The sequence below is a fragment of the Pseudomonas sp. GW821-FHT01D09 genome (assembly GCF_059422465.1).
This window is the reverse complement of record NZ_JBWKWY010000001.1, coordinates 222,056-234,160: the sequence shown is the minus strand read 5'-3', so window position 1 is coordinate 234,160 and position 12,105 is coordinate 222,056. Positions and strand designations below refer to the sequence as shown.

Genomic DNA, 12,105 nt, shown 5'->3' with positions numbered 1-12,105 from the left:
TTGCATATCAAGCCCGCCGCCCCAGCGGGCTTTTTTTTGCGCGTCATTTGATCAACGCGCGGCCTTGCCCGTGGCCGGCAACGCGGGCTGGCCACGAATCGCGCGCTGGGTATCCAGTACCCGCGCCAGTGCCGTTTCGGCCTCCGGGCTTTGCTGCGGCACACGAATAGCCGCCGAGACCAGCGTGATCAGCTTGGCCATGACTTCCGCGTCGGTGGCCGGGCGCCCCAGGCTCATGGAGTTCATCAGCAGGCGCAGCTCGGTGCCGGCCATCACCCCGGAAATCGCCTTCAAGGCAAATTGCAGGCGCACCCCCAGCTCATTGCGCGGCAGGTCGGGCAACGCCAGGGCAAAGGCCTCGAAGAAACGCTGGAACACGGGCTGGTAGTGCACCTTGAGGTATTCCTGGATAAACGGCGAAGTATCGCTGTACACCCGGCCGAGGAAGCGAATGAAGGAGCGCCCTTCACCGCTGGCCGGATCACTGCGCTCCAGGCCCATGGCCGGGGCAAACAGCACGCCGAGCAAGGTATCGCAATCCAGCGGGCCGTCAGACTCCGCCTCGCACCGGGCAAGCAATTCCAGGCGCTGCTCGTTGAGCGGCTCCAGGCGCTGCATCAGTAATGTTTTCATCAGGGAGTCCTTGTCCCCGAAGTGATAATTTACTGCGGCGAGGTTGACCTGGGCCTTCTCGGTGATTTGCCGCAACAACACGGCATCGTAGCCGTACTTGATAAAAAGAGCCTCTGTCGCATCCAGCAGTCGAGTCTTGGTTACATTTGGAGCGCTGAGTTTCTTCGCGACCATATAAGTTCCACGGGGGAAATATGTTTTAAAAATAAATTTGATTTTTTATACCGGGGCGAGTGCCCGAAAGCAAGTAGTGACACTGCACCCTACTATCCAAACGCGTTGCCGCCCGCCCCGCAAACGGCTTCCCCAGGGCAGGACCCGGCATTTTCCGGCCAGCGGTAGCGGCTCTGCCACAAGAAAAACCGCTCTATCTCTGTGGCTGGCGAAGCGGCTGGATCACAGTTACTATTCAAACAATGTTTTTAAAACAAGAATAAAAACCCGCTGTTGGCAGCCGTCACGCAGGCCCTGAAGATGTTACAACGCTTTTCAGGAACAAGCCGGATTGCCGAAGCGCAAGGCGTAGTCATGATGACAGATACCCCAACGCTCCCAGGCTTTATTTCTCTGCAAGGCATCGGCAAAAGCTATCAATTGGCCGGACAACACTTGGCCATTCTCAATGACGTCAGCCTGTCCATCGCCCGTGGAGAAAGCTGCGGCATCCTCGGGGCTTCGGGCTCCGGCAAAAGTACCCTGCTCAATATCCTCGGCCTGCTGGACCTGCCCGACTGCGGCGCCTATCACTTCGCCGGCCATGACATTTTCCACGCCACGCCGGATCAACTGGCCGCGATCCGCAACCAGCAGATCGGCTTTGTGTTCCAGAGCTTCAACCTGCTGCCGCGCCTCAGCGCCCTGGACAACGTGGCCCTGCCCCTGGGTTATCGCGGTGTGTCGCGCCAGGAGTCGGTGGCGCGGGCCCTGCATATGCTGGAGCAGGTCGGCCTGGCCGAACGGGCCCACCATCGCCCCGCCGACCTGTCCGGCGGCCAGCGCCAGCGGGTAGCGATTGCCCGCGCGCTGGTGGGCGCGCCGGCGGTGATTCTGGCCGACGAACCCACCGGCAACCTCGACAGCCACACCGCCCAGGACATCATGGACCTGCTGCTGGCCCTGAACCACGAGCAGGGCGTCACGTTGATCATCGTCACCCACGACCCGCATATCGCCGAGCGCCTGAACCGCCAGATCCTGGTGCGCAACGGCGTGGTCCATGAGGCAGAATGCGTATGAGCCTGCGGGTCGAACAGAGCCTGAGCCAGTTGCTGCACGAAGCGTTTGTCAGTCTGCGAACCCTGGGCAAGCGCTCCATCCTGGCCCTGCTGGGGATTGTCATCGGCAGCTCATCGGTGGTCGCACTGATCAATATCGGGCATAACGCCGCCGAAGATGCAGCGATGATTTTCAAGGACATGGGCACCGACACCCTGGTGGCGCAGTTCCCGCCCAAGGGCAACAGCAGCGTACCGATGCCCACCAGCCTGGACCTGCAAGCCGTACGCCAGGCGGTGCCTGGCATCCTCCACATCGGCGCGATTTCCTCGTTCAGCGGGCCGATCGTCTTTCATGGTCGCACCACCAATGCCGGCTTGATTGGCAGCACCCCGGGCCTCAAGGACGCCATGCGCCTGGTTCTGCGCGAAGGTCGCTTCCTGTCCGAGTTCGACAGCGGCGAAACCTACGCGGTGGTCGGCGACCAGATCGCCCAGGCGTTAAGCGCGCCCGGCGACCCGCTGCGCCTGGGCGATCGGGTGCGGGTCAACGACTATCTGTTCCTCGTCATCGGCATCCTGCAGGACCAGCCGCGCTCGATGCTGATTCCGGTGCAAAGCAACGAATCACTGTTCATCCCGGCTGCCGGCATGCGCCGTATCTATTCCACACCCCAGGTAGGCAGCGTGGTCCTGCGCGCAGCGGTCGGCCAGGACATGGAGCGCATCGCGGCCCAGGCCACCCAGGCCTTGGGCGCGCAACTCCCGGACCATATCGTCGAGATCCAGATCCCCCAGCAAATGATCGACGGCATGACCCGGCAAAGCCGCACATTCGCCTATCTGTTGCTGGCCCTGGGCGCCATCTCCCTGGTGGGTGGCGGGGTCGGCGTGATGAATGTGATGCTGATGAACGTCTCGGAACGCCGCCGGGAAATCGGCATCCGCATGGCCCTGGGCGCTCGCCAGCGGGATATCCGCAACCTGTTCCTGCTCGAAGCCGTCACCCTCACGGCCGTCGGCGCGCTGTGTGGCGCAGTGCTGGGCATGGGGGCGGCCTATCTCTACGCCTGGCTGTCGGGCTGGCAGTTTGCCCTGGCCGTATCGGCCCTGCCCCTGGGCGTGGGCAGTACGTTGCTGGTGGGGTTGTTTTTCGGGATCTACCCGGCCGTCTCGGCGTCACGCTTGCAGCCGGTGGAGGCCCTGCGCGATGAATAAACCCCTGCTGTGGCTGATCGCCCTGGTGAGCCTGCCCTGTGTGGCCGCCGATATGGTGATCCGCCCTTCGGCGCCGACCACCACGCGCAGCGGCTATGAGCGCAGTGTCTCGCTCAACGCCCAGCTCACCACCCTGACCCTGGGCGACGCGGTGTACCTGGGCCTGCGCAACAACCCGGCAATCCGCAGCGCCTACCTGCAGCGGGTGGCGCAGAAGTTCGACCTGCGGGTGGCCGAAGATGCCTTCAACCCCAAGCTGGTGCTCAACAGCGCCTACCGTACCACCCAGGGCAGCGACGACCGCGCCCGTAATGCCACCCTGTCACCGACCAGCAGCTTGCTCGGCGAGTACGGCACCCGCCTGAGCATGGGCTGGACCCAGCAACTGAACAACGCCAACCGTGCCGGGCGCTACCGCAGCGATGGCCTGGACCTGGCCATCATCCAGCCGCTGATGCGCGGCGCCGGCTGGGACGCCACTACTGCGCCACTGCGCTTGTCACGCCTGTCCGAACAGGCCAACCGCTTGAACCTCAAGGCCAGCGTCGCGCAGACCATCAGCCAGATCATCGCCACCTACCGCGAGCTGCTGCGGGCCCAGGAGCAACTGAGCATCGCCCAGGAGGCCCTCAAGCGTTCCAATACCCTGCTGGACGTCAACAAGGCGCTGATCAATGCCGGGCGCATGGCCGAATTTGAAATCGTCCAGACCGAAGCTGACATCGCCTCACAGCAACTGGGCGTCGAGGAAGCCCAGAACCAATTGGATATGAGTCGCCTGTCGTTGCTGCGCCTGCTGGCCCTGGACCTGGCGACACCGCTGCGTGCCACCGAAGCCCTGGAAGCCACGCGCATGGACATCGACAAGCGCGAGGCCTTCAACCTGGCGCAGAACCAGCAGCCCGAATACCTTTCGGCACTGCTGGGCAGCCAGCAGGCCGACCTCAACCTGGTGCTGGCCAAGGACTCCGGGCGTTGGCAGGTCGACCTGGTGGGCGGTGCCAACCAGATCCGCGCCAACACCGACAACGATGTGGGCAGTACCAGCAGCCGGCGCTGGAACAGTTATGCCGGAGTCCAGGTACGCATTCCCATCGGCGATATCAGTACCCGCCAGGCCGAAGTCCGTGCACGCGTGGATGTAGAGAACCAGGCCATCCTGATCACCGACGCACGCCAGGAACTGGAGCGCAGCGTCAATAACGTGGTGCGCGACCTTGGCACCCGCTGGCGCCAGTATGAAATTGCCCAGCGGGCCGTGGAGCTGTCCCGGCGCAAGCTTGAGATCGAACGGGACAAACTCAGTGCCGGGCGCTCCACCAACTTCCAGGTGCTGAGTTTTGAAGCCGACTTGCGCAGTGCCGAAAACGCCCGTCTCAATGCCCTGATTGCTTATTTAAATGCCCAGACCCAGCTCGACCTGACGCTGGGAATGACCTTGGAAAGTTGGGAAATCGCCCTCAATGACTACTAGAAAAGCCCTGCTGGGCGCTGCACTGCTGATGCTGCTGGGCGCTGGTGGATTTGCGCTGCTCAGTCGCCCAACGCCTGCCGCCAACCAATCCGGTACGGCCGAGCAATGGCAGGAGGTCAAGAGCGATGCCCTGGTGCACCAGATCGGCCTGGTCGGCAGGATCGAACCGGATACCACCATCACCCTGACCGCCCCGTTCGACGGCAATGTGCAGGCCAACCTGGTAGAACAGGGCCAACGGGTCGAAGCCGGCCAGGTCCTGTTGCGCATGGACCCGGCCACCCTGCAAGTGCAACTGCGCGAAGCGCTCTCCGCACAGCTCAAGGCCCGGCGTACCGTGCAGGAAATGCAGGACTGGGACAGCGGCCCCACCGTCAGTCGAGCCCGACGTAGCCTGCGTACCTCGCAAATGAGCGCCGACAACACCCAGCGCAAACTGGTCGAAAGCGAAAACCTGTTCAAGCGCGGCATCATCCCGCGCAACGAACTGGACGACCTTAAACAGCAGGCCCAGCAGCAACAATTGGACCTGGCCGCCGCCCGCAGCGAACTGCAACAGGCCCTGAACCAGGGTAAAGGCGAATACCGGCAGATTGCAGACATGGAATTGACCAACGCCACGGTCAAGTACGATGCCTTGCGCAAGCTGCTTGACGGCCAGGAGGTCAAGGCACCGTTTTCCGGGATCGTCGTGCCCCCACCCGGCAGCAGCACCCCGCAGGGCGGTAACAACACCCCGCCAGTACAGGCGGGGAGCAAGGTCGGCCAGGGCCAGGTGCTGTTCGGGTTGGCCAATATCGAACGCCTGAAGATCGTCGCCAAAGTCTCGGAGCTGGATATCAACCAGTTGCACCAGGGCCAGCCGGTGGAGGTCATGGGCGACGGCTTTGACGGCGAGCACCTGAGCGGTTCGGTCAGCGTGGTCAGCAGCCTGGCGATTGCCAATGACAACCAGGGCAGCGCGCAATTCCCAGTGACCTTGTCCATTCCCAAATTGACCGACAAACAGCTGCAAAGGGTCCGCCTGGGCATGAGCGCGCGCCTGACTATCGTGACCTACAACAATGCCCAGGCGATCATCGTGCCGGCCCAGGCGATCAGCCATGGGGAGGATGGGCTTTGGGTGGAGTATCGGGCAGCCATGGACAAGCCGGTGGAGCGGGTGAACATCACCACGGGACAATCGACGGCCCAAGGCGTGGAAGTGTTTGGGCTCAAGCCTGGGTTTATCAGAACTGACTTATGAAGCCTGCATCGCAATCCTGAAAAAGCTAAAGGGGGTAAGCCAAGTTTGAAGAGATCACGAGGCTCCTAATCGGCCTGCCAACGCCTTGGCCTGGATCGCCACATCCGTCACCGCCGTGCTCTCCCACCACATGCCGCGCAGCGGCGGGCCCATGGCGAAGAGCCGTTCACTGGCCACCCCCTGTTTATCCAGCACCGACCCCGAGGCATCCGCCGCTATCCCCAGCGCCAATGGCCCGGGCTTGATCAAGCCGCGCGCCAGCAATTGCCTGGGCAACGGGCGGGCCACGCGGCGCCAGTCGTATTCGATCCCGCTGGAGTTGATCAAGGCCGCGCCACTGACGAAGGAGGTGTGCTGTTCGCCACGACGGCGCAGGCGCAGGGTCACTTCGCCGTTTACCGTGGGCTCCAGGCCCAGGAACGAGGCGGCCTGGACCCGCAGGCGCCCTTCCCCGTGCAGCCGCGCCACCAGCTCGGCGCTCAACGGTGGCGAGCGATGGTGATGGCTCTCCCACCAGGGCCGTACATGGCGCACGAACTGGCGCTTCTCGCGCTCGCTGGCCTGGCTCCACAGGCGGCCGATATGGGCGCGCACAGTGTCCAGGGGAGCTTGCCAGTCGATGCCCTGGGCCAGGGCGCTCTGACATTGGCCGCGCACTGCCCGCAGTAATTGCCGCGGGCTGCGCAGGCACAGATCTTCAGCGAGAAAGTCCACCCAGGCCGGGGGTTGCCGGCGCACATGGGGCAGCAGGCCATGGCGTGAAAAAATCTCGATCGGCCCGCGATGCCCGGCCTGTTCCAGTGACACCACAGCATCGACCATGGTCAGGCCGGAGCCGATGATCAACACCGTGGAGTGTGGGTCCAGTTGCGTCATGGCGCGCACATCCCACGGGTCAAGCGCCGCCGCATTCAAGCCGCTGGAGTGGGTTTGCGGCGTGCGCGCCGCTGGGAACATGCCCGTGGCCAGTACGGCCTGGGCACCGTGCAGTGGTTGGCCGTCATCCAGGGTCAGGTGTACGCCGTCCGGTCCCACCTGCGCATCGATGACCTCGGCGCGGATGTGCGTGAGCGTTGACGCCGACCCCTCCCGGGCCTGCGCCAGCCGCTGTTGCGCATACAGGCCAAAGATCCCCCTGGGTGGGAACAGCTCGCTGACGGGGACGTGTTGCTGATCCGATTCCGGCCAGCCGCCAGCGGCGATGTAGTCGGTCAACCAGTGGGTCAAGTCGTCGGCGTTGTCCGGGTCCACACTCATGCGTGCCGCATTGCCATTGAGGGTGTGCCCCAGCTCCACCGCACTATAGGCTTCGCCCCGTCCAAGCTCTGCACGCGGCTCGATCACCAGAATCTTTCGCGTGCCGGGCAAACGCAGCAACTGCACGGCCAGCAGCGTACCGCTCAGCCCGCCGCCGATAATCAGCACATCGGCGTTGCAGATGGCCTTTGTCGCCTGTCCGCGTTCGGTTTCACTCATGCAAATATGCCCTTACTGGTTGCCCGAATAATGCTTATGCCCATCGCCTGCGCCAGCGTAAACCCGCGTTCAGAGCGACGTGGCTGCGTTAGTTATATAGCCAGGCGCGCTCCGTTGCACGAGTTACGCCAAGATGGAGAACCCCACACTTTCTCGATTGCGATGAAACTGTTAGCGCCATTCGTGGGTTTTTCCATGGGCAGGGAACGCACACCATGGGCCGCAACACGCCCTTTCCTGCCGATTCCCGGAGCTTTTCATGCACCTCAAGCACGCCTTTATCTGGCCTGCCCTGGCCTTGTCGATTGCCATCAACAGCCAGGCGGCTCAGGCCCAACCGATACCCAGCGAGCAAACTATTGGCACCATCGAGCAGGTGTTCGCCTTCCATGACGCCATGCCCACCGGCGTCAGCGTTGCCGAAAACGGGCGGATCTTTGTCAATTTTCCACGCTGGGGCGACCCGGTGCCCTTCACCGTGGGTGAGCTGCGCGATGGCCAGGTCGTGCCTTACCCTGACCTGGCTATGAACCAGGCCGACCCGAAAGACCCGGCCAAGGGTTTTATCAGTGTGCAAAGTGTGGTGGCCGATGGTCGCGGGCGGATCTGGATACTGGATACTGCCGCCCCCGGTTTCGCCTCGCCAACGCCCGGCGGTGCCAAGTTGGTGGCCGTCGATCTGGCCACCAACAAAGTGGTCAAGACCCTGGTGTTCCCGAAAAACGTGATGCTGCCCAGCACCTACGTCAACGATATGCGTTTTGACTTCCGGGTGGGCGATGAAGGGGTGATCTACATCACCGACTCGGCCCTGAGCGGTCCCGGGGCGATCATCGTCATGGACATTGCCAGCGGCACCGCCCTACGCCGCCTCAGCGGTGCCACCTCGACCTCGGTAGACCCGAATTTCGTGCCCAAGGTCGAAGGCCAGGTCTTGCAGGTTCGCAACACCGACGGCAGCACCCGTCCGTTTGCGGTAGCGTCCGATGGCATCGCCCTGTCCGCCGACGGCCAGACGCTGTACTTCTGCCCGCTGTCCAGCCGCCATCTGTACTCGGTCCCCACCGCGTTGCTGCGCGACACCTCGATCAGCGAAGCGCGGCTGGATATGGCGGTCAAGGACCTGGGGGAAAAAGGCGCTTCCGATGGCCTCGAAGCCGACGCCTCCGGCGCCCTGTATGCCGGCGACTACGAACACAACAGCGTGCGCAAACGCCTGGCGGATGGACAGTGGCAGACCATCGTCCACGACCCACGTGTGCTCTGGCCCGACACCCTGTCCATCGGGCCGGACGGTTACCTGTATTTCATGGCCAACCAGTTGCATCGCCAGGGCATCTTCCACGCAGGTCGCGACTTGCGCCAGAAGCCCTACAGCCTGCTGCGCGTGAAGATTGATGCAGCGCCGGCACCCACCCTCTAGCCCCATGATCAGCCGTACCTCTTGGAGGAAGCAACATGCGCAGACACCCACCCCGGCGCCCGGCGAAAACGCTGACCGTGACCCACCAGGACTTTTCCCTGGCCAATATCGCCAGCGGCTCGCGTGTGGTGCGCCTGGGCGTCACCGATCTGTCCTTCCATCGCGCCACCGCCGCCGTGGTGGCGCTGGTCCTGCAGCGCATGGGCCTGACTGTCGAACGGCAATATGCCCTGCACGAAGTGAATTTCGAGCGCTTGCGCGAAGGCGCCATCGACATGTTGGCCTCGGCCTGGCTGCCATGCAGCCATGGTGTGTACCGACAGGCCATGCCCGTCCGTGAACTGGGCCTGCATTACCAGCCCTATGCCATGTGGGGCGTGCCCGACTATGTGAGCGAGGCAGACGTGGCATCCATCGACGACCTGCTCAAGCCCGAGGTTCGCGCGCGCATGCACCCGCTGATCCAGGGGATCGGGCTGGGCGCAGGGATTACCCGGTTTTCCCTGAAAATCATGGACGAATACGGCTTGAGCAACGCCGGCTATCAATTTCGCACGGGCACTCAGGACGATTGCATCGACGCCTTTGAGGCCCTGTACCGCCAAGGGCACTGGGGTATCGTGCCGTTGTGGCATCCGCAGTTCCTGCACCACCGCTATCGTATCCGCGAATTGAAGGACCCCAAGGGTTTGCTCGGCAATGTGGATCGGGCGGTGCTGCTGGCGCGGAAAGATCGCCTGGCGTTGCTGACCCGTGCAGAGATTCAGGTGCTGGATAATATTCGTCTGTCGAACCCGGTCGTTGCCGAGCTGGATAATGCATTCAACCGGGGTGAACGCTCGGCGGATGAGGCAGCCAGGGAGTGGCTGGCGCGACATCCGCAGATTCTGCGCGGGTGGCTGGCACCGATGAGCTGACAGAAGACGGGCTGTTGCGCAGTTGTTCCAGCAGCGTTTCACTGGCACAGTGCAAGTGCGCTCTGCCCCTGCGTCCCTGCAGGGTAATAGCCCGGGTCAGTCGTACTCGACAATCCCCAGTTGCTTGGCCATGAACAGCTCATTGCGCTCGACGATTTCCTCGACCACTTTGCCTTCGGCATTGAACCGGAAGTACGTCAACGCGCTCCAGGCCAGGTCTTTGCCGCTCACATCAAACCCATGCCAGGTGTTGGAGCCCTTGGCGTGATGCATCAACGCAACCACCACCACATCAGCGGCCACCACTTCTTTTTGGAAGGTTGTCTCGATCGACTCGTAGCGCTCGGTCACGTTCAGGCGCAAGGCCTGTTTGAACGGTTCGACACCGACGATAGGCGCCGGACAATCGGGGCGATGAACCACCACATCGTCGGCAAAAAATTCCGCTACGCGCTCAACATCCTTACCGTCGACGCAATACTTGAAGTACTTTTTCACCACATCCAGATGCTTGCTCATTTCGACTCCAATCAAGTTTTTCCCTGCACTCAACGGCTAGACTGGCAGGGGCAAAAAAAGCTTAACGGTCGGCATAAACCTGAAAAATGCTGTAACTGGAAAACACCCTTGCGCGCAGTGGAGCAATGCTGATGGATCGCTGGACCGAATATGAGTTGTTTGTAAAGGTCGCGGAACTGGGCAGCGTGACCAAGGCCGCAGACGCCCTGGACCTGTCCAGTGCGGCGGCCAGCCGGCACTTGGCGGCACTGGAGAATCGCCTGGGCGTGAGGCTGATCGAGCGCAGCACCCGGCGCTTGTTCGTCACCGAAGTCGGCAAGGTGTTCTACACCAATTCCAAGGCCGCCCTCACGGCGATGCAAGGCGCGACCGAGGCCGTCAGCGCGAGCAAAAACCATCCGCATGGGGTGTTGCGTGTGACCGCATCCTTATCCCTGTGCCTGCAACATATCCTGCCGCTGGTGCCCAAGTTCAAGGAGCAGTACCCGGATGTGCGTCTGGAGATCGTGGCCGAGAACCGCTACCACGACATCATTGACGACAACATCGACGTCGCCCTGCGTACCCGCGACAGTGAGCCGGACTCCAGCCTGGTGATCCGCCGCCTGACCGATACCCGACGCATACTGGCTGCCTCGCCGGACTACCTCGAGCGTTGCGGCCGCCCGCTACATCCGCAGGCGTTGGCCGAGCATCAACTGTTGCTCTACACCTACGCCACCGATCCCTATGAGCTGACGTTCCAGCGCGAAGATCAGACCATCACGGTGCCCGCCACTCCGGCGCTGGAATCCAACGACGGCTATCTGTTGCGCTCGGTTGCGTTGCAGGGCCTGGGCATCCTCGCGCAACCCACTTATGTGATCCACGACGATCTCGTCGCCGGGCGCCTGGTGCCGATCCTCAGCGAGTGGAACCTGCCCCGCCTGGAAATCAACCTTGTCTACCCCTCGCGACGCCACTTGCCGGCCAAGACCCGGGTGTTTATCGATTTTATCGTCAAGGAGTTCCAGCACCTGGATTGAACTGTCGCGCTCAGTGTTGGATCACTGCTTTGAGTACCATCTTGAAGGTCTCCAGTTGCTCAGCGCTGAATTGGCTGAAGACTGTGTCCTGCTGCTCACGGGCGATGGTCCACAACGCCTCGGTTTCGTCGATGCCCTTGGTGGTGAGTTTGACCCGTTCCTGATCGTCGCGGACCAACGCCTTGCGCTTGAGGTTGTTCACCGCCTCTTCGATCTCACGCACCGGCATTGCCACTTCGCGCTGTAGTTCTGCCAGGCTCAGGCCGGCATCGTTCTCCAGCACCATCAGCATGCGCGCTTCACTGGTGCGCAGGCCGGTGGACAGTTGGCGCGGTTGGTAACTGGCCTGATAGGCCCGCAGCGCCTGGGTCATCAGGTAGTAGAGGTTATGGCTCAGGCGGCCCTGGAAATGGCTGCTGGGGGGCTGGCCTTCCTCGCGCCGGGTCATGCGGGTGTGCGGCAGCACCATGGAATAGGCACCCTGGTGATACAACAACGGCGAGCGGCCGCAGTCGTCGAAGGCCACCACTTTGCCAATCATGATCCAGTGGTCACCCCCGTCTACCTGCTGGTACTTCTCACACTCAAAACGGGCCGAGCAGTCAGCCAGCACCGGCGCCCCACCCTCACCGGCCTGGTACTCGACATCGGCAAAGCGGTCTTCCCTGGGCCGGGCAAAGTTGTTCGACAGCTCGATCTGATCGGCCGCCAGCACATTCACCGCAAAGTGCGTAGCGCTTTCAAACACAGCGTGGCTGGTGGAGCGTTTGTCGATGCTCCAGAGGATCAGCGGCGGGTCCAAGGACACCGAATTGAAGCTGTTGGCGGTCACGCCGACCTTGCGCCCGCTGGCGTCGGCGGCGGTGACCACGGTGACACCGGTGGCGAAATTGCCGAGGGCGCGGCGAAACGCGCGGCTATCGATTTTGTTTTCAGTAGACATGCAAGGCTCCCGGGCGG

At 62.6% G+C, this 12,105-nt stretch carries 11 protein-coding genes; 7 read left to right on the top strand and 4 right to left on the bottom strand.

Annotation, left to right across the window (positions count from 1 at the left end; genetic code table 11):
- Positions 1 to 51: 51 nt before the first annotated feature.
- A complete protein-coding gene (locus tag AC07W7_RS01135; RefSeq protein ID WP_495038451.1) occupies positions 52 to 807 on the bottom strand; it encodes a TetR/AcrR family transcriptional regulator in 756 nt (251 codons plus the stop codon).
- 354 nt (positions 808 to 1,161) lie between these two features.
- On the opposite strand from AC07W7_RS01135, the gene AC07W7_RS01130 reads away from it, so the two are divergent.
- The 4 genes from AC07W7_RS01130 to AC07W7_RS01115 are packed head-to-tail and all read left to right on the top strand — an operon-like array spanning position 1,162 to position 5,785.
- Positions 1,162 to 1,869: an ABC transporter ATP-binding protein gene (locus AC07W7_RS01130; protein WP_076963681.1), complete on the top strand. Its 708-nt coding sequence runs from the start codon at positions 1,162 to 1,164 to the stop codon at positions 1,867 to 1,869.
- Positions 1,866 to 3,065, top strand: a complete 1,200-nt coding sequence (locus tag AC07W7_RS01125; RefSeq protein WP_099169665.1) for an ABC transporter permease — start codon at positions 1,866 to 1,868, stop codon at positions 3,063 to 3,065. The genes AC07W7_RS01130 and AC07W7_RS01125 overlap by 4 nt, the downstream gene beginning before the upstream one ends.
- The gene (locus AC07W7_RS01120) at positions 3,058 to 4,539 is read left to right on the top strand and encodes a TolC family protein (RefSeq protein ID WP_076963683.1); all 1,482 of its coding nucleotides are present in this window, start codon (positions 3,058 to 3,060) and stop codon (positions 4,537 to 4,539) included. The genes AC07W7_RS01125 and AC07W7_RS01120 overlap by 8 nt, the downstream gene beginning before the upstream one ends.
- Positions 4,529 to 5,785: an efflux RND transporter periplasmic adaptor subunit gene (locus AC07W7_RS01115; RefSeq protein ID WP_169864221.1), complete on the top strand. Its 1,257-nt coding sequence runs from the start codon at positions 4,529 to 4,531 to the stop codon at positions 5,783 to 5,785. Before AC07W7_RS01120 ends, AC07W7_RS01115 begins: the two co-directional genes overlap by 11 nt.
- Positions 5,786 to 5,839: 54 nt before the next feature.
- On the opposite strand, the gene AC07W7_RS01110 is transcribed toward AC07W7_RS01115, so the two are convergent.
- Positions 5,840 to 7,261, bottom strand: coding sequence for an FAD/NAD(P)-binding protein (locus AC07W7_RS01110; RefSeq protein ID WP_495038450.1), 1,422 nt, complete (start codon positions 7,259 to 7,261; stop codon positions 5,840 to 5,842).
- 259 nt (positions 7,262 to 7,520) lie between these two features.
- On the opposite strand from AC07W7_RS01110, the gene AC07W7_RS01105 reads away from it, so the two are divergent.
- Together AC07W7_RS01105 and AC07W7_RS01100 are read left to right on the top strand one after the other, a co-directional pair.
- Positions 7,521 to 8,684 (top strand): L-dopachrome tautomerase-related protein, encoded by a 1,164-nt coding sequence (locus AC07W7_RS01105; protein ID WP_495038449.1) that lies wholly within the window; start codon positions 7,521 to 7,523, stop codon positions 8,682 to 8,684.
- Between the two features lie 35 nt (positions 8,685 to 8,719).
- Entirely contained in the window at positions 8,720 to 9,601 is an 882-nt protein-coding gene (locus AC07W7_RS01100; protein WP_495038448.1) for a glycine betaine ABC transporter substrate-binding protein, read from the top strand.
- Positions 9,602 to 9,697: 96 nt separating this feature from the next.
- On the opposite strand, the gene AC07W7_RS01095 is transcribed toward AC07W7_RS01100, so the two are convergent.
- Positions 9,698 to 10,120 carry an ester cyclase gene (locus AC07W7_RS01095; protein ID WP_076963692.1) on the bottom strand — a complete coding sequence of 141 codons (423 nt, stop codon included), beginning with the start codon at positions 10,118 to 10,120 and terminating at the stop codon, positions 9,698 to 9,700.
- Between the two features lie 131 nt (positions 10,121 to 10,251).
- On the opposite strand from AC07W7_RS01095, the gene AC07W7_RS01090 reads away from it, so the two are divergent.
- Positions 10,252 to 11,145 carry a LysR family transcriptional regulator gene (locus AC07W7_RS01090; protein WP_495038447.1) on the top strand — a complete coding sequence of 298 codons (894 nt, stop codon included), beginning with the start codon at positions 10,252 to 10,254 and terminating at the stop codon, positions 11,143 to 11,145.
- A 10-nt stretch (positions 11,146 to 11,155) separates the two neighbouring features.
- Here AC07W7_RS01090 and AC07W7_RS01085 read toward each other — a convergent pair whose 3' ends face one another.
- Positions 11,156 to 12,088: a p-hydroxyphenylacetate 3-hydroxylase reductase component gene (locus AC07W7_RS01085; protein WP_495038446.1), complete on the bottom strand. Its 933-nt coding sequence runs from the start codon at positions 12,086 to 12,088 to the stop codon at positions 11,156 to 11,158.
- Positions 12,089 to 12,105 lie beyond the last annotated feature (17 nt).

What these genes read in the sequence shown, in the direction of transcription:
- AC07W7_RS01100 (WP_495038448.1), top strand. Translation starts at nt 8,720, where the DNA reads ATGCGCAGACACCCACCCCGGCGCCCGGCGAAAACGCTGACCGTGACC.
- AC07W7_RS01105 (WP_495038449.1), top strand. Translation starts at nt 7,521, where the DNA reads ATGCACCTCAAGCACGCCTTTATCTGGCCTGCCCTGGCCTTGTCGATT.
- AC07W7_RS01130 (WP_076963681.1), top strand. Translation starts at nt 1,162, where the DNA reads ATGATGACAGATACCCCAACGCTCCCAGGCTTTATTTCTCTGCAAGGC.
- AC07W7_RS01090 (WP_495038447.1), top strand. Translation starts at nt 10,252, where the DNA reads ATGGATCGCTGGACCGAATATGAGTTGTTTGTAAAGGTCGCGGAACTG.
- AC07W7_RS01115 (WP_169864221.1), top strand. Translation starts at nt 4,529, where the DNA reads ATGACTACTAGAAAAGCCCTGCTGGGCGCTGCACTGCTGATGCTGCTG.
- AC07W7_RS01110 (WP_495038450.1), bottom strand. Translation starts at nt 7,261, where the DNA reads ATGAGTGAAACCGAACGCGGACAGGCGACAAAGGCCATCTGCAACGCC.
- AC07W7_RS01095 (WP_076963692.1), bottom strand. Translation starts at nt 10,120, where the DNA reads ATGAGCAAGCATCTGGATGTGGTGAAAAAGTACTTCAAGTATTGCGTC.
- AC07W7_RS01125 (WP_099169665.1), top strand. Translation starts at nt 1,866, where the DNA reads ATGAGCCTGCGGGTCGAACAGAGCCTGAGCCAGTTGCTGCACGAAGCG.
- AC07W7_RS01085 (WP_495038446.1), bottom strand. Translation starts at nt 12,088, where the DNA reads ATGTCTACTGAAAACAAAATCGATAGCCGCGCGTTTCGCCGCGCCCTC.
- AC07W7_RS01120 (WP_076963683.1), top strand. Translation starts at nt 3,058, where the DNA reads ATGAATAAACCCCTGCTGTGGCTGATCGCCCTGGTGAGCCTGCCCTGT.
- AC07W7_RS01135 (WP_495038451.1), bottom strand. Translation starts at nt 807, where the DNA reads ATGGTCGCGAAGAAACTCAGCGCTCCAAATGTAACCAAGACTCGACTG.